Raw genomic sequence first — 20,201 nt, forward strand, 5'->3', positions numbered from 1 at the left:
TTTGTAATAACTTTCATATATGCATAGCTTGGCGGACAGCTGATGTATAATTTAATCAATATAATCAATTAGTAATATATATTATGACAACCAATAATCACACTTACAATTTGTATCCTGAAATCGATATAGCACGCCATAACTGGCTAAAAGTCTCTGGTTTACATGAAATGTACTACGAAGAGTCGGGAAATCTGCAGGGTTTACCTGTTGTTTTTCTTCATGGTGGACCAGGCAGCGGCTGTAATCCTGCGCAGCGCCGATTTTTTGATCCCACTTTTTACAGAATCATTCTGTTAGATCAACGCGGCTGCGGCAGAAGTAAGCCGCTAGGCGAAACCAACCAGAATACGACCGATGATCTGGTTGAAGATATAGATAAACTAAGAACCGCTTTAGGCATTGAAAAATGGCTGGTGTTTGGTGGCTCATGGGGTAGCACGCTGGCACTAGCCTACGCGATTGCACACCCTGAGCGGGTCACTGGGCTCATTTTGCGCGGCATATTTTTAAGCCGTCAAAATGAGCTTGACTGGTTTTTACAAGATGTACGGCATTTTTATCCTGAAGCCTGGGAGAAGTTAACCACTTATATACCAGCCAATGAACACAATGATTTGCTACAGGCTTATGCCACTCGCATATTTTCAGAAGACAAATCCATAAGCGTTCCAGCAGCCACCAACTGGAATGCCTATGAGAGCAGCATCATGACCTTACGCCCGAGCACAGGCAGCGGCGGCAACCCAGTCAGTGATGAAATACAATTGGCGCGCGCGCGCGTACAACTGCACTACATTTTGAATGGCTGCTTTGTGGGCACGCGAGACATGTTAAAAGAAGCCAGCATACTAAAACACATCCCCACCACTATTGTGCAAGGTCGTTATGACATGGTCTGCCCACCATTAACCGCCTGGGAATTGTCTCAAGCCATGCCACATGCAGAGTTTTATATGGTGGTAGATGCAGGGCATTCAGCGATGGAAGCTGGCACCACTTCCGCACTGGTGGCTGCTACCGAAAAATTCAAAGCATTCAGTTAAAATAGCGCCCTAGCATTACTCAAACCCAAGGCATATTTTGGCGATTCATTTCAGGCAAGTAAAAGCTCTAGGCAATCATCCTGCGATTGCCCTGCCACGTGCGGTATATGCCAAACATAGGTATAGCACGCCAGTATTTGTGCTGAGGGAAACGCTCAATGCGTTTCGAGTACACAATGGCTTTAACATTTCTGCATCGCTTTCTTTTTATGCGCTATTTGCGCTAATACCGATGGCTTTGCTGATGTTTTTCATGCTGAGCCATCTCATCGTCTCGTCCAATTCTGCCATTGTTAAGCTAGCTATACTCACAGGCACCCTCGTGCCTAAATTCAGCCATCGCATCATGATTGAGGTTTACAACATCTCAAAACATGGCGCGGTATGGGGCGTGTTTGGCTTTTTTGTCTTGTTCTGGATAGTCACGCCACTGGCAGGCGCTTTGCGTTCGGCCTTTCATACCATTGCTGCCCGAGTGGAATCGCCCTCTTTTATTAAACGCAAAATCAAAGATGTACTGGCGGTCATCGGCATACTGGCGCTTTTTCTCATATTTACCTTTTTAGGGTTAATGACCGAAAAGCTGGTTGGTTATATACAACCATTTACCAAGCACACTGCATTGATTAGTTCCTTCAGCTCGATCATATTCAGCACCTTGCTGATGGCCATGTTTTACCGATTCTTTTTCCCTGCCAAAATTGCGCTCAAACACATATTGATTGGCTCTATCGTCACAGGCCTGCTCTGGCTCGCCATGCGGCCGGCATTCACCTTGTTTTTATCCCTAAGCCAATCTTACGGTAGTGTATTTGGCGGCATGAAAAATATGTTTGTTTCTATCGTCTGGCTGTATTACACCTTTATTGTGTTCCTGCTCGGCACCGAGCTCATTGCAACACTGCATAAAAAAGATGTGCTGTTGCTTAAGGGCTTGTTCCACGAGATGCCAGATGATAAAGCGCACTATTTAAATGAGTTGATGATGCGCTACGGCAAAACTTACAAAGCGGGTGACTACATATATAAAGAAGGCGACGAAGGACATGAAATCTATTATGTGGTGGATGGGCAACTGCAACTGATCCACAAAAGTCGCATATTGCGCGATTTGCATGCTGGTGATTATTTCGGCGAAATGGCCTTTTTAACGGACACCACCAGATATGCGGATGCAAAAGTCAGCACAGATCACACACGCATTATCGTCATCAGCGCAGAGAATATCGAAACCCTACTCTCCAGCGACCCGAATGTTGCCCTGAATTTTCTCAAAGAAATGGCAACTCGGCTGCAAGAAACCCAATTGCAAAGCAACTACAGCAATCTTAAACAGCCATGATTTGTGCCAAATCAATCATGCAAATGTCTGATTGATTTATCATATCGAATTCGTCATTCAAGATTCAGCAGAAAGCTCCACCGTGTCTCACATTATTGTTGCCGCCCTCTATAAATTTGCCAGCTTGCCAGACTTTCAGGCGCTGCAAGCCCAGCTGCTTGACGTCTGTGTATCGCACGGGCTGAAGGGTACGCTGTTGCTGGCAGATGAAGGCATCAATGGCACAGTAGCCGGCAGTCGCGAAGGCATAGACAGCATGCTGGCCTACCTGAAATCAGACCCCAGACTTGCGGATTTGGAGCATAAAGAATCGTTCGCTGATGAAATGCCATTTTACCGCATGAAGGTACGGCTAAAGAAAGAGATCGTCACGCTAGGCGTGCCAGGCGTAAGCCCGAATAAAGCCGTTGGCACCTATGTAAAACCAGAAGACTGGAATGCGCTGATTTCAGACCCAGAGGTAGTGTTGATCGACACCCGTAACGGCTATGAATATGACATTGGCACATTCCGTGGTGCGGTTGACCCAAAAACCACCACATTCCGCGAATTCCCCAATTACGTGCAACAGAATCTCGACCCTAAAAAACATAAAAAAGTCGCCATGTTCTGCACGGGCGGCATACGTTGCGAAAAAGCAAGCGCCTACATGCTGGAGCAAGGCTTTGAAGATGTGTACCACTTGCAGGGCGGCATTCTCAAATACCTGGAGAACGTGCCTGCAGAAGAAAGCCTGTGGCAAGGCGAATGCTTTGTGTTCGACCAACGCGTGGCCGTCGGGCATGGCCTGGAATTAGGCGAATATGACCAGTGCCACGCCTGCCGTCACCCTGTATCGCCAGAAGAAAAAACGTCCGAGCATTATATGGAAGGCGTTTCATGCCCATATTGCTACAACACCTTAACGCCTGAAAAGCGCGCTCGCGTTGCTGAGCGGCAAAAACAAGTTGCGCTTGCCAAAGCGCGTGGTGAAACGCATATCGGCGAAGTGCATATTAAAGAAACCCGAAAAAAATCCCCTGATACGCAGGCCTGAAATCTTGCTTGTGCATCATCACATATAAAATACATTACCGTATAACGTTAATTTTTTATTAACTATCACTATGCTGCTTTGAATATGGTATTCAAGCAATATTGAACTAATTTCTTTTTATTTTGACATATACAGGTTAGTATAAATATGAGATTAAGTATTCAGCTTAACTTTTAAAAATTAACTTAAAAAAGCGCTTATTTAATCTCATTGATATTTCTATCTCAAACAAACCAACATAAAAGGAATATTGTCATGAATAAAATCGCACTTGTAATGATGACCACCGCCCTAGCCATGCCAATGGCTGCATTCGCTGCAAAAGCAACAACGCTGAGCGTAGATGAAAAAATCGAGATCAATGCGCCAGCATCTGCAGTCTGGGCTAAAGCCAATAACTTTGGCGACCTTGGTGCTTGGCACCCTGCAGTTAAAAAGACTGAAATAGTTGAAGGCACTAACAATAAAGTAGGCGCTGTACGTTTGTTGACCCTGCAAGATGACGGCACTATCAAAGAAAAGCTCAATGCCTACAGCGACAAAAACAAGTCTTTTAAATACCAGATTCTTGAGGGTGTATTGCCAGTAAGTAGCTATGTGTCCGTTTTTACAGTTAAAGACATAGCAGGCGGCAAATCATTGGTTGAGTGGAAAGGCCATTTCAAACGCAAAGATACTTCAGCCACACCAGCAGCTGGCCAGACTGATGAAGATGCTACCAAGACCATCCATGCTGTTTATACAGGCGGTCTTGAAAACCTGAAGAAGATTAGCGAAACCAAGTAATATTCTTTAGTGATTAAGTCATAGCAAAAAACGCCCGATGGGCGTTTTTTGCTATTCAAACGACTCAATGCCATCTAAAACTCGGCCCAGTCTCCATCCTCACTATTGCCCTTGTTAACGATGGCTGGCGCTGCTCTTGGTGGCGCAACAGGCCTGGCTGATTTAGTAGAAAATTGACTGCCCACTGCCACCCTGCCTGAGTTCGAGCCTTGATTTCCATACAGCTTAAATCTGCTGACAGACTCCATCAAATTAGCCGCTTGTTCTACCAGAGATTCAGAAGCAGCGGCCGCTTGCTCAACCAACGCAGAATTTTGCTGGGTGACTTCATCCATCTGTGTCACGGCATTATTCACCTGATTAATCCCCGTGCTTTGCTCGACAGATGCCGCTGCGATTTCGCCCATGATATCAGTCACTCGCTTCACAGAGTTCACAATATCTTCCATGGTCTCGCCAGCTTCTTGCACCAACTTTGTACCACCCTGCACTTTTTCCACCGACTCTGAAATCAGCTGTTTGATCTCTTTGGCAGCCGCAGCTGAGCGTTGTGCCAGATTACGTACCTCACCTGCCACAACCGCAAAACCGCGCCCATCTTCACCCGCACGCGCCGCTTCAACCGCTGCGTTAAGTGCAAGAATATTAGTCTGGAAGGCAATGCCATCAATCACAGAAATAATGTCCTCAATCTTGCGTGAGCTTGAATTGATGTCAGACATCGTGGTGACAACCTGGCCAACAACACTGCCACCTTTAGTGGCGACCTCTGAAGCTTTGGCCGCTAGCTGATTAGCCTGCCTTGCATTCTCGGAGTTCTGCTTCACTGTTGAAGCGAGCTCTTCCATGCTTGCAGCGGTTTCTTCCAAGCTAGAAGCTTGCTGTTCAGTACGTTGAGATAAATCATTGTTACCAGCAGATATCTCATTGGCGGCTGTATTAATAGTTTCGCCACTATCTTTGACCATGGTGATAATTTCGGCCATGTTATCCAGTAACGAATTAACGCCATCACATAGTTGCGCAATCGAACCGACTTTACCCCCAAGCGGAATACGATGTGTCAAATCAGAGTCTTTCGCTAGCTGAATGACTTGTTGCGTTTCTTCTACCGCCTTAGCAAGCGCATGCTGCGCATTGATTGCTGCCGTGATATCCGTCGCATATTTAACAACCTTAATCACCTTACCGTTCATATCCGTAATTGGATTATATGAAGCACTCAGATGTATCTCTAGTCCGCCTTTAGCCTTACGCTGATATTGCCCCGCATCATACTCACCACGGCCTAGCTTTGCCCAGAACTCACGATACTCAGCACTATTTTTATATTCATTATCTACTAGCATCGAATGATGCTGACCGACCAACTCGTTTTCTGAATAACCCACAACATTAAGAAAATTCTTATTAACCGCAGTGATTTTGCCATCTGGCGTAAATTCGATCACTGCCTGATTTTTGCTAATCGCTTGAATCTGGCTTTCAAAATCATTATTTCTCAATGTTTGCTCGGTCACATCGATCACATAATTGGCAATTTTATAGAGCTTGCCAGCCATATCTCGAATCGGGCTGTAATAGGCCTGAATCCACACTTCTCGCCCACCTTTGGCAATACGCTTGTATCTACCAGACATAAATTCACCATTGGCTATTTTTGCCCACATCGCCTGATATTCGGGGCTTTGCGCAAATGTAGGCTCCAGCACCAAGCTCACATGCTGGCCAACAAGCTCACTGTTGGTATAGCCTAAAATCTTCTGGTACGTTTCATTTGCTGAGAGAATAATTCCATCAAGACTCAAATCAATCGCACCCTGAAATCGATCAATCGCCTCTTTCTGCACTCGGCTGTCAAAATCTTCAATTTCTCTTTTCCTGACTGCTGTGACATCGCGCCATTCAAGCGTGTTGCCAATGTAGTTTTTCTGCTCGTCATATACGGCGGTAACATACAGCGCAATGGTCAGGCTGCTGACTTTGATATCGGTTTTAAACGGTAAACGAGAGCTATCAGCCAGCATCTTGCGTTGGTGTTCGGGGGTTTTGTGAAATACGTCTATGCATGTACCAACGATTTTAGAAGCATCAAAAGAGGGAAATGCCTGCTTGAACTCAGCTGCATTCTGAGTAAATAAGGCATTACTGGCTTCATTCACATAAGTCACGATAAAGTCGCGGTCCACCATCATGATGGCTGCTGACGACCCGTCCATCGCACTTTTTATAGCCAATAATGCATGCTCACGGGCAATGAGCGCCTGTATCTGCGCCTCTTTTTCCGCAATCACTTTATCTTTAAGTGATTGTTCTGATTTTAGTTTTATGATCTCGTTCTTATTTTTAAATAAATCAAAGCCCATGATTCATCTCCTCCGAGTTGTAACATTTTTTTTACATTTTTAATTAGTATATGCCTGAAATTTAATTCAGGTAACAAGACTTTTTAACAAAGTAATGCTAAATAACGGCAATACCCTAAATTTCACAAGGATATTTACAAAATGGGTTTCAGGGCTTTGTATATTGACCAATCAAACTGAAAACGAGACTAAGCAGGTGAAAAGCTAAAACTTTAGAGTTGGTTTGAAACTAGCGACAAGAAATCTTGACGTGGCATAATAAACTCATGAAACCAGAACTACTGCTTGAGCTATTAAAAGAATTAGAAAAAGAAGACCCTATCGACTTCTCAGGCCTACCCTTCGACGAGAATGACCTACGTCAACTCGCCTGCCTGAATGTGGTTGAGATCATCAATCAACTAGACGATGATGCAACGGAGGAAGACAAAGAACTCTTAATGGCGGTAACTGTGGCAAAGCTTGTGCTTGAAAATATGGTGTTGCATGCGAGATTATCGATATTGATGCAAGAATAAATTCTGGGAATCAAAAGAAAAAAAGCTTAGATATTCATCTAAGCTTTTTTTCTTTAAAACCAAATTTCTAAGTAACTAACTTACAACTAGGGCTACACTCCAGCAAAGCGAGTAAATTATCATTGTATTTAGAATCAGCATATGTTCGCAGATAAGGTAACTTCCCCGCGCTACGAACTACACCAATATATGCACGCTTTCCAGATGTGTAGTCGATGGTGTAATACGCTTCTGTTTTAGAATCAATTCTAGCAATTGCAGTTTCACGAGTCATTTTCCACAAGCCAGTATTGTTACCGATATGTGTAATGTGCTCATGAGAACTATTGCGGTTAGGTTTGTGAATGCTATTAACTTCAAACTCTTTCATATATTTAACCTGGCTTTCATATCTGTAGAGAAATAAAAATGCCGCCCTAGCAATACTAGGAGCGGCATTTATTTAACGCTGGTGTTTTGTTGGATTAACTAATTTATACGCTTGCCCCGCTTTTGGCGTTGGCGGTAATGGCGCACCGCGTGTTGCCGTAACTTCATTACGAGTCGACGTATTTTGGTACTGACCAGACGTTGGTGCTTTAGTACCCGGTTTTAATGGCTTGCTCATGGAAAATCTCCTTTATAAAAATGAGCATTTAAAACTGGGGAATCTCCACAAATACTTTGGCCTTGACTTAAGCCACTTGCATCAACGATACTCACTGCTGTCTAACGGCAGAGGTTTCTTTGGAAATCGTTTTCGCATGGGCAGCTCTAACTGCTCATGCGACCCCACCCTCTTCAAACCAACATTACTATTGGTCAGAAGTCTTTTCCTTACATGTTCAAGATGTAAGTTGATCTAAAAAATTACTTTTAACCTCCGCGCCGGTAATATTAGTTAAAAGCCTCCAATTTGAGGTTTCATGCCTTAGCTTACCGGCCACAATTGCTGGGTGAATTCTAAGTTGACTAGCCAAAGCTACTGCATCAGCAAGAGTATGGGATGTTCTAACCTGAGAGGTATGCCATATAGCGGCAGGAATCAAAGCTTCACGCGCTCCAGCATCTGCCTCCTCTTCTTCTTTACTATTTCTGGTTTTGTCTTCCAAGTTATCAGCTATAAATATATGACTTGTACCCAAGTGCATTCGGATGTGCTGCAATTCATGTAAAAGAGCAAACCAAAAATTATCGATGCGATCGTGTCTTAAAGTTAAGGCGACAATGGGTCTTCCTTCATCAAGCATTGCAGCGCCATCTAAATATGTTTTCTTAAAATGAGGCTCAATTACAAGAGCAATACCACTGTCTCTTAGATGACCCTGAGCTAATTTAGGACCTGTGTCGAAACGTGACAACTTCACCAAGTCCCTCATCCAGTCTTCATTGATAATATCTTTCTCGAATTTCTGTTTAATAGACATATTTCGAGCTTTTTTCAGCACACAAATACGCCAGGCAATTAAAGCGTACTCATTCATTTCTCTAGAACCGCTCTGGTACAACGGAGCACGAAGAAGAGCTGGTGACTGATTCGTTGTCCAAATTCCCCTCATGAATTTTGTGACGACCTCTTCTGCGTAATCCTTTAAATTCTTAACATTGATATCAAAATCGGAAAAGCAACCTCTATCAAACATTTCAGTTAGAGGAAACTTACTAAAATTGTATTGGGGTGCTTCTACATCGAAGCCTTCCTCTCCCGAAGCTGAAATCAAGATTTCTGCAGGAATACCCAAGCCTTTATGCAGCGCACGTATCATCGCAAGACTCAGAGGACGCTTACGAGATAAAACCTCAGACACTTTTGAAATAGAGCCGATAAGGGGCACTAAATCTTTTGTGCTAAGTTTTTGTTGATCAAGCCGAAACAATATTGCTTCAATAGGATCGGGAATGACTGGGGCAACCTTATCAGCTTCATATGCTTCAATAACTAATGCAAGAAGTTCAAGCTCAGCTTCTTCGTCCGAACCTGCAGCAAAGTCCGTACTCATCAAATCAGATAGACGAGACAGAGCCGCATCGTAATCACGCTGCTTCTTGATGACCCGTACTGATTGTTTCATATGATCTCCTTAAATTACTCAGTGAAAGTTTGTTTACTATATTCAGCATGCGTTCCAATCCATTCGATAAGAACCAGCCCGTTTTGATACTTAACCTTAACGACCAAACGATATGAATTACCCTTAATATTGAAGATAATTCGATTGTCAGATAAAAAACTTGCGGTAGCGTAGCGAGATTTAATATCCTGCGGCTCTATCCAATTAGAACGCTCTATATCATCGCGCCAAGCATCCAGAGGTCCTCTAGCATCTGCATGCTTCTTTTTAAAATTATCTAGCTTTAATAGACCTATTAGCTGCATGCTCAACTACTTTAGTTCCCAATTTTTATAATATTATACTTTCCCATTTTGGGAAATGTCAACCAATGATAACAACATGCTTTAATCAACGTGTTTTTCTAATCACGCTCAAGCTGAGTCAAATGTGTTTATCTGTGCTAGGTAAAAAGAAAGAGGGGTTAGATTTTCATCTAACCCCTCTTTCTTTTTACCTGATTTTTGGTGGGCCCGGTCGGACTTGAACCGACGACCAAAGGATTATGAGTCCTCTGCTCTAACCAACTGAGCTACAGGCCCGAAAACTTAGTCGTTACCTGTTTCGAGGAAGCTGCGTAAACGCTCAGAACGTGTTGGGTGACGTAATTTACGTAAGGCTTTTGCTTCTATCTGGCGAATACGCTCACGTGTTACATCAAACTGCTTGCCCACTTCTTCCAGCGTGTGGTCGGTATTCATTTCAATACCGAAACGCATACGCAATACTTTGGCTTCACGTGCAGTGAGTGATTCCAGCACTTCTTTGGTCGCATCACGCAGGCTGGCGTAAACAGCAGCATCTACTGGTGCCAGCGTGGTCATGTCTTCAATGAAGTCGCCCAAATGTGAATCGTCGTCATCACCAATCGGTGTTTCCATCGAGATTGGTTCTTTGGAGATTTTCAGGATTTTACGGATTTTATCTTCCGGCATTTCCATCTTCTCAGCCAACGTCGCTGGATCAGGCTCAAGACCTGTCTCTTGCAGAATCTGGCGGCTGATACGGTTCATCTTGTTGATGGTTTCAATCATGTGCACAGGGATACGAATCGTGCGTGCTTGGTCAGCAATCGAACGGGTAATCGCCTGGCGAATCCACCATGTTGCGTAGGTTGAGAACTTGTAACCACGGCGGTATTCAAATTTATCTACAGCCTTCATCAAGCCGATGTTGCCTTCTTGAATCAGATCCAGGAACTGCAGGCCACGGTTGGTGTACTTTTTAGCAATCGAAATCACCAGACGCAAGTTGGCTTCGATCATTTCACGCTTGGCACGACGGGCACGGGCTTCGCCAGTGGTCATCTGCTTGTTGATGTCTTTAAGCTCTTTGATCGGGATACCAACACGTGCTTGCAGATCAAGCAGGCGTTGCTGCTGGTCAACGATAGAGTGTTTGAAACGCTCCAAGCGCTCAACATAAGGCTTGGTTAGCGCAAGTTCACCGGCCAACCACTCAACATTGGTTTCGTTACCTGGGAATACTTTGATGAAATGGGCGCGCGGCATGCCTGATTTATCAACACAGAATTCCATGATTTTGCGTTCATGGCCGCGGACTTCTTCAACCATGCCACGGACTTGATCACAGAGGGCTTCTACTTGTTTGGCTGAGAAGCGGAATGCGGTCAGCTCATCCAAAATCAGGGCTTGCAGCTTTTGATATTCTTTGTCTTGTGAGCCGCTCTTTTCCAAGATTGCGGTCATCTTTTTGTTGGATTCGCGAATAACAGCAAAGCGAATCAACACTTCTTCTTTCAAGCGAGCTAAAGCTTCAGCTGAGATGGCAGCGGCTTTTGCGCCGTCATCATCTTCTTCATCTTCTTCGTCTTCTGGTTCGATCTCTTCTTCACTGGCGGCTTCTGCGGCAATGGCATCATCAATGCCAACATCGCTATCAATCAGGCCATCAACCAAGTCATCAACACTGAGTTCGTCTTTTTCTACGCGATCAACCATCGCCAACAATTCGGCAATGGTTGTTGGGCAAGCGGCAATCGCTTGCACCATGTGCTTGAGGCCATCTTCAATACGCTTGGCGATCTCGATTTCGCCTTCGCGGGTGAGCAGGTCAACCGTGCCCATTTCACGCATATACATACGCACTGGGTCAGTCGTACGGCCAAATTCAGAGTCAACTGTTGAAAGCGCTTGTTCGGCTTCTTCAACTGCATCTTCATCCGCTACTGGAGCAGGTGCATCAGACATCAGCAACACTTCAGCATCAGGCGCTTCTTCATACACCTGGATACCCATGTCGTTGATCATGCCGATAATGCCGTCAATCTGCTCAGAATCCTGAACATCGTCGGGCAAGTGATCATTGATTTCGGCGTAGGTTAAGTAGCCGCGTTCCTTACCAAGGATAATCAGCGTTTTTAAGCGCGTGCGGCGTGCATCTGCATCGCTTACCTGCACTTGGTTATCGTTGGTGTTTTCGTTTTGTTGCTCTTTAGCCATGCCTAGACCTCAAATTCTTTTTACCCAAATGATTTTTACGCTGAAAAACCAGTGCGGGTTCGGAAAAACCCTAGATTATACCTGAATTTACATTCACTTTTTAGCAAAACCGCTCATGGATTTCAATAACGCTCTCTCTTGCTCGGTTAATTCGCTCAAACTCTTTTCTTTAACGGTATCCAGTAGTTTGGATTGATCACGTTGCGTATAAGTTTCTATTAGATGCTTGCGCGCACCGTTGAATTCAAGAGCAAAATCCAGACTTTCATCTAATAAATGCAATTCACGCTCTATCTCACGCATGAGCCGTCCATCTATCTCACCGTCTAACTGCCTCAATAGCGATGCCGCATGCGCATTTGGGTAAGCCAGTGCCGCCTTAATCGCCGCAACCACCAGCAAATCATCTTCCGCATTGCCTTGCACCCAATCAAGATCAGCGGCGCTCGCCAAAGCTGGTTGCATTAACAACATCAACACAAACCTGCGCTGCAACGAAATCGTGGTGCGCGATTGTCGTGGCATCGCTCTAGCGGGGCGCTGGTTTAAATCAGGTAACTTGATCATGCCGCGCATTTCATCCAGCGAAACACCTGCTAACTCCGCCACTCGTTTACGCAATAATAATGCCAAGCGGGGCGCCTGAATCTGCTTGAGTATCGGTTCGGCCTCATTGAGAAACTGCACCTTGTCTTCTTGCGATTGCAGTTTATTCTCGGCGCTCAGGTATTGAATGATGTATTGGGACAACGGCAACGCCGTTTTCATCGCAGCCTCAAAGGCCTCTTTACCGAACTCGCGCACGTAGCTATCAGGGTCATGTTCGCTTGGCAAAAATAGAAAGTTAAGACGCAACCCATCAGTCAATGCTGGCAAGGCATTCATGGCTGCGCGCCAGGCCGCCTTTTTACCAGCGTTATCGCCATCAAAACAGAATACGATTTCATCGGTCTGCCGCATCAATTTGGTGATGTGTTGTGGCGTAGTTGCCGTGCCTAGTGCAGCGACAGCGTATTCAATGCCATATTGTGCAAGCGCCACCACATCCATATAGCCTTCAACCACCAAGGCACGGCCAGCATCACGAATCGCACGGCGAGCCAAAAACAAACCGTATAACTCATTTCCCTTTTGGAACAATGGGGTTTCTGGGGAATTCAGGTATTTTGGGCCATCTTGCTCGGTACCAGAAGTGAGCACACGCCCACCAAAACCGATCACCTGGCCTTTTTGGTCATGGATAGGAAACATGATGCGATCACGAAAACGATCGTAACGACGGCCTTGTTCATTCTCTATCACCAGGCCAGCGGTTTTTAGCAGGTCAGACTGGTAGTCACTGAATATATCAGCCAGATTTTGCCAGCCAGTTGGCGCATAACCCATTTGAAAACGTGCGGCGATTTGCCCGCTCAAACCACGGCTTTTCAGATACTCAATCGCCTGTGGCGCACTCTTTAATTGTGTACGGTAATACTGGCTCGCCTGCAACATGGCATCTTGCATGTCAGGCATTGCCTTTTTAAAGGCCTGGTCAGCCTGGCTGGTATCACGGGTTTCTTGCGGCACAATCATGCCGACCATTTTGGCAATGTCGTGTATCGCTTCTACAAAGCTCAAGCCTTGGTGTTCCATCAAAAAGCTGATGGCTGTGCCATGGGCTCCGCAACCAAAACAATGGTAAAACTGCTTGGTGGGGCTGACGGTAAAAGATGGAGATTTCTCGTTATGGAACGGGCAGCAGGCCATGTAGTTAGCGCCCGCTTTTTTCAGCGGTACGCTGCGGTCAACCACGTTGACGATATCAACGCGACTGAGCAACTCTTGGATAAACGATTCAGGAATCATGGCACTAAAGATAATAGCCTAAAAATAAAAAAAGGAGCTTATAGCTCCTTTTTTCGTATTTCGTTTTGCTGAATTTTGTATTGCAGAACTTAATAGTCTGGCGACTTAACCAAGCTTGGCTTTAATCAGCCCAGATATCTGCCCCATGTCAGCACGCCCAATCACTTGCGGCTTAACGGCTGCCATCACCTTGCTCATATCCTTAATGCCAGCTGCAGAAGTGTCTGTGATTGCTTTAGCGATAATCGCATCCACCTCATCTGCAGTCAGCGCTTGCGGCAAGTATTCCTGCAACACACTTACCTCAAACTTTTCTACGTCAGCCAGATCATGACGATTAGCTGCTTCGTATTGCGAGATGGAGTCACGACGTTGTTTCAGCATCTTTTCGATGGCTGCGATGACTTGTGTGTCATCCAACTCAATGCGCTCATCCACTTCACGCTGCTTGATAGCAGCCAGTAACAACCTGATTGCCCCTAAGCGCGCAGCTTCTTTCGCGCGCATGGCGGCTTTCATGTCCACGCTGATGCGAGCCCTCAACAACATGACTAAACCTAGCTTAGTAAAGCTTAGGTGCTAGTGTTTGATTGCGGATACGACGATAGTGACGCTTAACAGCAGCAGCAGCCTTACGCTTGCGCTCCCATGTTGGCTTTTCGTAGAATTCGCGAGCGCGAAGATCTGTCAAAAGGCCTGTTTTTTCGATGATGCGCTTGAAGCGGCGAAGTGCCACGTCAAATGGTTCGTTCTCTTTTACACGTACGCTAGACATTAGTTTTCTATCCTTATAACAATTGCCTTGAGATGATTTCCAAGGTTTACAATCAAGTTTAGCAATTGAATTAAATACATTTCACCGCTATCAACCCATGCAATCTAGATTGGAAATCCAAAATTCCATTGGCAGAACGGCGAAAAAGTTTGCTATTCTAGCGGGCTGTAGTCATTTTATCAATGATTATGTTGTGTATTTCGCCCTGATCATCACTACTTCATTTTAGGTTTACGCTGATTTCATGTTAGTACTTGGTATTGAATCCTCTTGCGACGAAACAGGTATCGCCCTTTACGACACAAATAAAGGCCTGCTTGCCCACGCCCTGCACTCACAAATTGAGATGCACGCAGAATATGGCGGCGTAGTACCAGAACTTGCCTCCCGCGACCATATACGGCGGGCTATTCCGCTTACCCAACACGTGCTTGATGAAGCGGGGCTGACTCTTCAAGACATTGACGGCATTGCCTACACCCAAGGCCCTGGACTCTCAGGTGCATTACTTGTAGGCACCAGCATTGCTGAAGCGCTGGCATTTACATTAAATATCCCCACGATAGGCGTACACCACCTTGAGGGGCATCTATTGGCACCATTGCTGGAAGAAAATCCACCCAGCTTTCCATTCGTCGCTTTACTGGTTTCTGGCGGCCATACGCAATTGATGCGTGTTGGTGGTATCGGTGATTACGAGCTACTCGGCGACACAATGGATGACGCTGCGGGAGAGGCTTTCGATAAAACAGCCAAACTATTGGGTTTATCATACCCAGGTGGCCCTGCGGTTTCAAAGCTGGCAAAGCAAGGCAAGCCAGACCGTTTTAAATTACCCAGACCTATGTTGAATAGCGGTGATCTCAATTTCAGCTTCAGCGGCCTGAAAACGGCTGTACTGACTTTAGCTAGCAGCAACGATCTGGACGAACAAACCAAGGCCGATATCGCCTACGAATTCCAGGAAGCCGTCACTGAAGTGCTCACCACCAAATGCATGTCTGCCCTGCGTGAAACGGGGCTGGATAGCCTGATTGTCTCTGGCGGAGTGGGCGCTAACCAGCAACTACGCGCCAAGCTCAATACCGCTACCAAGCGCAAACTCTGCAAAGTACATTATCCGCGTTTGGAGTTTTGTACAGACAACGGTGCGATGATTGCTTTCGCTGGCGCCATGCGCATGCAACATGCAAAAGCTGGGGACTATAGTTTTACTGTAAAACCGCGCTGGGATCTAGCAGAACTGCAAACACCCTGAGGTTTGACTAGCACTTCTCAATCTATTGTTTCTTGCCAAAACCCGCCTCAGTACCAGCAATCAATTTCTTGATATTGCTGCGATGCCGCCAGGTAATCAGCACGGCAATCACTGCAGCAGTAATGGCATAGCCTTTGTACGGCAGCAAAGCCACCGCATGTATGGGCGCCAGCCAAGATGCAACCAATGCAGCTAATGAAGAATAGCGAGAGATAGCAAATACTGCAGCCCAGGTTAGTAATACAGCTAAACCCAGCCATACTGAGAACGCCAGCAGTATGCCTAGCGCAGTCGCTACACCTTTACCGCCTTTAAAGCCGTAGTAAATCGGATACAAATGTCCGACAAACACTGCCAGCCCTACAACGCATACCATCCAGGGTGCCCAACCAAAGTGAGCCTGCAAATCCAGCGCCAATCGAACGGCAACCCAGCCTTTGGCGGCATCTCCAAACAATGTCAGCGCTGCTGCCAGCTTTTTGCCACTTCGTAGTACATTAGTCGCACCTGGGTTGCCAGAACCCACGGTACGAGGATCAGGCAAGCCAAAAGCATGGCTCATCAATATGCCGAATGAAACCGAACCTAATAAATAAGCGCCTATTACAAATGCTAACTCTGACATCGCGGATGCTCTAAAATAAGATAAAAGGGGATTCTAAACCATATGGACACTATTTTTTTAAGCGAAGTCAAAGTTGAAACTAAACTCGGCGTACCGGATTGGGAGCGTCTCAAACCGCAAACCATCATTCTCGACATCGAAATCGCCATGCCACACAGCAATAGCTGCCAGACTGATGAAATTGAAGACACTATTGATTATGGCGCAGTCGTTGCCCGCATTCGTCAAACACTGGCTGAGCGCAGCTTTAAGTTGGTAGAAGCTTTGGCTGAACATCTTTGCCAGATCATCCTCAATGAATTCGGCGCGCCATGGGTGAAGATTAAAGTGGCTAAACCTGGGATATTGCCAGGGCTGAAAGCTTTGGGTGTGGTCATCGAAAGAGCTCAAGACAAGGCCTAACGTAACTAAATTTCTAGCTCGCATAAACCGTTTAAATCATCGAATTCCATATGAAGCAGCGCATAAAAAAATACTTGCCATTGGTCGCCTTTTTTAGTGGCTTCTTGTGGGATGAATTAACTATTGGCCGTCAAATCAACCCTTCCGATTTATGGATTTTGACGGGTTATTTGATAGTGGCTGGCCTGATTTTATATTGGATGGGTCACAGACGTCACGCCCACAGCCTGCTTGATGAAGCAGCACAACAAGCAGTAGAGACCAAAAAGCCAGAGTGGGTGAAGCGTGCCCCTCTATTCATTCTGCAATTTCTGTTTGGTGGTCTATTTAGCGCGCTATTTATTCTTTACTTCAAAAGCGCCAATCACTTATTAGCCATTTTCTGGACTTTGGGTTTGGGGACTTTGCTGGTAGCAAATGAGCGCCTTGACCACCACTACCATCGATACACCCTCACCTGGGCCATTTTTGGCTTGTGTGCCATTTTGGTATTCAACTTTGTGCTTCCTTTTGTACTGGGGAGCATTCTTTCTATTTGGTTTTACCTGAGCACCTTAGCAGGCGCCAGTCTCACACACTCTTTACGCAAAAAAACACCTGGCTGCCCAGGCCGTGCTGCGCCTGTTTGGGTGATTGCAGGCGTGTTGAGTTTGGCTTATTTCTTCGACTTTGTGCCACCTGTGCCTTTGGTCAAACGTGACATGCAGATTGGCTTAGACTTAACAAAATCTAATGGGGATATGGCCATCTCAGTTGAGCGTGCACCTTGGTATAAACCATGGCGCCTGCTTTCTAACGATTTATATGTACCGAGTGGCGCTAAAGTCTATTGCGCTTCTTCTGTGTTTGCGCCCAGAGGCATCAACACCACGCTTTATCACCGTTGGGAACATTACGATAAGCAGCATGGCTGGCAGACTGAGAACAGAATAGGTTTTGATTTATCAGGCGGTAGGCAAGGTGGATTCAGGGGCTACACCTACAAACAAAATATTCAACCTGGTGAGTGGCGGGTAAAAGTCGAGGCTGAAAGCGGCAAAACTTTGACTGTCTACCGTTTTTATCTTCACACCCAGCCTTTAGTCGACACACACCTAGAATCTAAAACTCTCTAAAAGAAGTGGAAAGTAATTACTGGCTAGCTGACTGCTTCTGCTCAAACGAGGCTTTAGCGCCAAACAAAGGCTCATTTTCTTTTTGGTTTTTTCTGTCATAGATCAGATTGTCACCCATCACCACGACTATCCAATCAGGATAATCAAAAGCGGCACCATTTCTCTTATCAACCCATGCCCCTACCAAACCACCTATTAGAATATTTCCATATACGCCATTATTTGATCGGGATATCAGTGTAGCCAAACCTTCTGGCTGCCCATTCTTACTACATCTAGCCACTAGATTCAGTGCAGAGCGATGCACGTAGACGCTGTCATCCGTCCTCATATTCCATTCGCCGTTATCATTTCTCAAGATGCAGTAAACATCGGTTACGGCGGCATTAGATTTATCAACTGTTGAGATTCGCACTGGTTGATTAGCGTCATAAATAACTGAGGCGCACCCAGAAAGATTGGCTATGACCAGAAACAACAAGGCCAGATTGATAGAGTTCTTCATGATTTGTCTTTATGCGGCGCCCGATTAATTTTTTGAATATATCCCAATATTGATATTGCCAGACTCCAGCAAGTTGCAAATAAAACAAAAGCACTGCAAAAGACCGTCAATTCAGCAGATGGCGGGAAATTAAAAGCAACACACAGTAATTATCTACCCTCTGGGGTGGTGCATGGAGTGGAGTTGTTTCAATCGTTCCCGTGCAACATGGGTATAAATCTGGGTAGTTGAAATGTCGGCGTGGCCTAACAACATCTGTACAACGCGCAAATCAGCACCGTGATTCAACAAGTGCGTAGCGAATGCATGGCGTAATACATGGGGTGACATAGGCTTATGGATGCCTGCTAGCAGGGCATAACGCTTGATGAGGTACCAGAAGGCCTGGCGCGTCATACTTGCGCCGCGTTGCGTCACAAACAAGCTATCGCTCAGGCGCTTTTGCAATATCTCAGGACGACCTTCATTAAGGTAGCGAGCAACCCATTCAACAGCCTCTTCGCCTAAAGGCACTAAGCGTGTTTTGCTGCCTTTACCCGTGGCACGTACCACGCCATCGCTCAGGCTAACTTCTGTGACTTTGAGGCCAACCAGTTCAGAAACACGCAAGCCGCTGGCGTATAGCACCTCTAGCATGGCGCGGTCACGCAGACCTATGGGGTCATCCAGATTAGGCGCCTGCAATAGCGACTCCACTTCATCTTCGCTCAGGCTTTTAGGTAGTGAGCGCGGTAATTTGGGTGAATCAATTTGCAGGGTGGGATCTATACTGATTTTATTTTCGCGCAGGGCGAAGCGATAAAGGCGACGCAGGCTGGCAATAAGACGACTGACGCTACGTGGTTTGCTAGTGGGGAACCGGTATGCCAGATATTGCTGGATATCGCCTTGCGACACTTCTGCCAGATTCTTTGTTAACTGCTTTTGCAACCAGACAGCAAACTGGCTTAAGTCCTGCCGATAGCTATCGAGCGTATTGCGCGCAAGGCCTTCTTCTAGCCAGATACGATCAATGAATTCATCAAGCAGGCTTTGGCTGGGCTCGCTTAATGCCTCAGTCATTCAGGTTCTTTTCTAGGCTTTTCTCATGATCCAGTAGCCATTGCTTGATCGCCAAACCATCCGCTTTACCCTGCATGAATCCTCCAAGGCCATTTTTAGCGACCACACGATGACATGGGATGAATAAAGGTACCTGATTAGCGCCACAGACATTGGCCACCGCACGCGGACCAGAATTGACCTTCTCGGCCAACTCACTATATGTCAACACTTGGCCTATTGGGATAGAGGCGATTGCTTGCCATACACGTTTCTGGAAATGCGTACCTTTGACCGCATAGGCAATCTCTAATGGGCTATGCGGATCATCGAAATAATGTGCCACTTGCTGTGCAATAGCACTTGCAAATGCGCTTGATGGCGGTTTTACGGGTTGCAATTCTGGCAACAAGTCGACTTCGACTAGAAAGTCATCTTGCGTTTTTATGCCTACCGCACCGAATGGTGCTGGAATGATTGCATCGTAATCTTTAGTCATAGCAACTATATTATTCCAAATCAGCTTAATTGGTACAGACGAAAAAAAGCCCCATCGCTGGGGCTTTTTAAATACCTGAAACAGGAATTTATTCTGCTGCGTTTTCCGCTGGCATCACGTCTCTATCACGTGCTTTCAGCTTTTCTTTAATACGTGCAGATTTACCTGAACGCTCACGCAAGTAGTAAAGCTTGCTACGGCGTACATCGCCACGGCGCTTCACTTCAATGCTGGCAATCAATGGTGAATAAGTTTGGAATGTACGTTCTACGCCTTCACCAGATGAAATCTTACGCACGATAAATGATGAGTTCAGGCCACGATTGCGAATCGCAATCACAACGCCTTCATATGCCTGCACACGTTTACGCGTACCTTCAACCACGTTCACGCCTACGACAACGGTGTCGCCTGGTGCGAAGCTAGGAATGGTTTTACCCAAACGCGCAATTTCAGCTTCTTCTAATGCTTTGATAATATCAGCCAC

Annotated in this window: 22 protein-coding genes and 1 tRNA gene; 8 read left to right on the forward strand and 15 right to left on the reverse strand. The window is 45.8% G+C overall.

Going from position 1 to position 20,201, the window contains the following annotated elements; all coding sequences use genetic code 11:
* Positions 1-83: 83 nt before the first annotated feature.
* From pip to ZMTM_RS11595, 4 genes are all read left to right on the forward strand, one after another.
* A complete protein-coding gene (gene pip / locus ZMTM_RS11580; protein ID WP_221763996.1) occupies positions 84-1,046 on the forward strand; it encodes a prolyl aminopeptidase in 963 nt (320 codons plus the stop codon).
* A gap of 37 nt (positions 1,047-1,083) precedes the next feature.
* On the forward strand, positions 1,084-2,388 hold the full coding sequence (locus tag ZMTM_RS11585; protein WP_221763997.1) for a YhjD/YihY/BrkB family envelope integrity protein: 1,305 nt from the start codon (positions 1,084-1,086) through the stop codon (positions 2,386-2,388).
* Between the two features lie 82 nt (positions 2,389-2,470).
* Entirely contained in the window at positions 2,471-3,424 is a 954-nt protein-coding gene (gene trhO, locus ZMTM_RS11590) for an oxygen-dependent tRNA uridine(34) hydroxylase TrhO (RefSeq protein ID WP_221763998.1), read from the forward strand.
* A 255-nt stretch (positions 3,425-3,679) separates the two neighbouring features.
* Positions 3,680-4,210 (forward strand): SRPBCC family protein, encoded by a 531-nt coding sequence (locus tag ZMTM_RS11595; RefSeq protein ID WP_225907028.1) that lies wholly within the window; start codon positions 3,680-3,682, stop codon positions 4,208-4,210.
* A 74-nt stretch (positions 4,211-4,284) separates the two neighbouring features.
* Here ZMTM_RS11595 and ZMTM_RS13560 read toward each other — a convergent pair whose 3' ends face one another.
* Entirely contained in the window at positions 4,285-6,576 is a 2,292-nt protein-coding gene (locus ZMTM_RS13560; protein ID WP_318840499.1) for a methyl-accepting chemotaxis protein, read from the reverse strand.
* Positions 6,577-6,842: 266 nt separating this feature from the next.
* Between ZMTM_RS13560 and ZMTM_RS11605 the strand changes: the two genes are divergently transcribed.
* On the forward strand, positions 6,843-7,094 hold the full coding sequence (locus tag ZMTM_RS11605) for a hypothetical protein (RefSeq protein ID WP_221763999.1): 252 nt from the start codon (positions 6,843-6,845) through the stop codon (positions 7,092-7,094).
* 67 nt (positions 7,095-7,161) lie between these two features.
* Here ZMTM_RS11605 and ZMTM_RS11610 read toward each other — a convergent pair whose 3' ends face one another.
* The 9 genes from ZMTM_RS11610 to rpsU form a co-directional block, all read right to left on the reverse strand.
* Positions 7,162-7,464, reverse strand: coding sequence for a DUF3892 domain-containing protein (locus ZMTM_RS11610; protein ID WP_221764000.1), 303 nt, complete (start codon positions 7,462-7,464; stop codon positions 7,162-7,164).
* 72 nt (positions 7,465-7,536) lie between these two features.
* A complete protein-coding gene (locus ZMTM_RS11615) occupies positions 7,537-7,701 on the reverse strand; it encodes a hypothetical protein (protein WP_221764001.1) in 165 nt (54 codons plus the stop codon).
* A 217-nt stretch (positions 7,702-7,918) separates the two neighbouring features.
* On the reverse strand, positions 7,919-9,145 hold the full coding sequence (locus ZMTM_RS11620; protein ID WP_221764002.1) for an ImmA/IrrE family metallo-endopeptidase: 1,227 nt from the start codon (positions 9,143-9,145) through the stop codon (positions 7,919-7,921).
* A gap of 14 nt (positions 9,146-9,159) precedes the next feature.
* A complete protein-coding gene (locus tag ZMTM_RS11625; RefSeq protein WP_221764003.1) occupies positions 9,160-9,450 on the reverse strand; it encodes a type II toxin-antitoxin system HigB family toxin in 291 nt (96 codons plus the stop codon).
* Positions 9,451-9,649: 199 nt separating this feature from the next.
* Positions 9,650-9,726: transfer RNA gene (locus ZMTM_RS11630), tRNA-Ile, on the reverse strand.
* A 6-nt stretch (positions 9,727-9,732) separates the two neighbouring features.
* Positions 9,733-11,646 (reverse strand): RNA polymerase sigma factor RpoD, encoded by a 1,914-nt coding sequence (rpoD, locus tag ZMTM_RS11635; protein ID WP_221764004.1) that lies wholly within the window; start codon positions 11,644-11,646, stop codon positions 9,733-9,735.
* Between the two features lie 93 nt (positions 11,647-11,739).
* Positions 11,740-13,494 carry a DNA primase gene (dnaG, locus tag ZMTM_RS11640; RefSeq protein ID WP_221764005.1) on the reverse strand — a complete coding sequence of 585 codons (1,755 nt, stop codon included), beginning with the start codon at positions 13,492-13,494 and terminating at the stop codon, positions 11,740-11,742.
* A 105-nt stretch (positions 13,495-13,599) separates the two neighbouring features.
* Positions 13,600-14,043 (reverse strand): GatB/YqeY domain-containing protein, encoded by a 444-nt coding sequence (locus tag ZMTM_RS11645; protein ID WP_221764006.1) that lies wholly within the window; start codon positions 14,041-14,043, stop codon positions 13,600-13,602.
* A 13-nt stretch (positions 14,044-14,056) separates the two neighbouring features.
* Complete coding sequence (rpsU, locus tag ZMTM_RS11650; RefSeq protein WP_045751681.1) at positions 14,057-14,269, reverse strand: 30S ribosomal protein S21; 213 nt, start codon at positions 14,267-14,269, stop codon at positions 14,057-14,059.
* Positions 14,270-14,513: 244 nt separating this feature from the next.
* Between rpsU and tsaD the strand changes: the two genes are divergently transcribed.
* On the forward strand, positions 14,514-15,527 hold the full coding sequence (gene tsaD / locus ZMTM_RS11655; RefSeq protein ID WP_221764007.1) for a tRNA (adenosine(37)-N6)-threonylcarbamoyltransferase complex transferase subunit TsaD: 1,014 nt from the start codon (positions 14,514-14,516) through the stop codon (positions 15,525-15,527).
* Positions 15,528-15,549: 22 nt separating this feature from the next.
* On the opposite strand, the gene plsY is transcribed toward tsaD, so the two are convergent.
* Positions 15,550-16,152, reverse strand: coding sequence for a glycerol-3-phosphate 1-O-acyltransferase PlsY (gene plsY, locus ZMTM_RS11660; RefSeq protein WP_221764008.1), 603 nt, complete (start codon positions 16,150-16,152; stop codon positions 15,550-15,552).
* A 42-nt stretch (positions 16,153-16,194) separates the two neighbouring features.
* On the opposite strand from plsY, the gene ZMTM_RS11665 reads away from it, so the two are divergent.
* Both ZMTM_RS11665 and ZMTM_RS11670 read left to right on the forward strand, forming a co-directional pair.
* Positions 16,195-16,554 carry a dihydroneopterin aldolase gene (locus ZMTM_RS11665; protein WP_221764009.1) on the forward strand — a complete coding sequence of 120 codons (360 nt, stop codon included), beginning with the start codon at positions 16,195-16,197 and terminating at the stop codon, positions 16,552-16,554.
* 50 nt (positions 16,555-16,604) lie between these two features.
* A complete protein-coding gene (locus tag ZMTM_RS11670; protein ID WP_221764010.1) occupies positions 16,605-17,669 on the forward strand; it encodes a DUF2914 domain-containing protein in 1,065 nt (354 codons plus the stop codon).
* A gap of 16 nt (positions 17,670-17,685) precedes the next feature.
* Here ZMTM_RS11670 and ZMTM_RS11675 read toward each other — a convergent pair whose 3' ends face one another.
* The 4 genes from ZMTM_RS11675 to rplS all read right to left on the reverse strand — a co-directional run bounded on the left by ZMTM_RS11675 (position 17,686) and on the right by rplS (position 20,201).
* On the reverse strand, positions 17,686-18,174 hold the full coding sequence (locus tag ZMTM_RS11675; protein ID WP_221764011.1) for a hypothetical protein: 489 nt from the start codon (positions 18,172-18,174) through the stop codon (positions 17,686-17,688).
* A gap of 153 nt (positions 18,175-18,327) precedes the next feature.
* Positions 18,328-19,236 carry a site-specific tyrosine recombinase XerD gene (gene xerD, locus ZMTM_RS11680; protein ID WP_221764012.1) on the reverse strand — a complete coding sequence of 303 codons (909 nt, stop codon included), beginning with the start codon at positions 19,234-19,236 and terminating at the stop codon, positions 18,328-18,330.
* Positions 19,229-19,714, reverse strand: coding sequence for a methylated-DNA--[protein]-cysteine S-methyltransferase (locus ZMTM_RS11685; protein ID WP_221764013.1), 486 nt, complete (start codon positions 19,712-19,714; stop codon positions 19,229-19,231). The genes xerD and ZMTM_RS11685 overlap by 8 nt, the downstream gene beginning before the upstream one ends.
* Positions 19,715-19,802: 88 nt before the next feature.
* Positions 19,803-20,201, reverse strand: coding sequence for a 50S ribosomal protein L19 (gene rplS, locus ZMTM_RS11690; RefSeq protein WP_221764014.1), 399 nt, complete (start codon positions 20,199-20,201; stop codon positions 19,803-19,805).

Origin of the sequence: Methyloradius palustris (genome assembly GCF_019703875.1) — a bacterium.
In the GTDB taxonomy this organism is placed as follows: domain Bacteria; phylum Pseudomonadota; class Gammaproteobacteria; order Burkholderiales; family Methylophilaceae; genus Methyloradius; species Methyloradius palustris.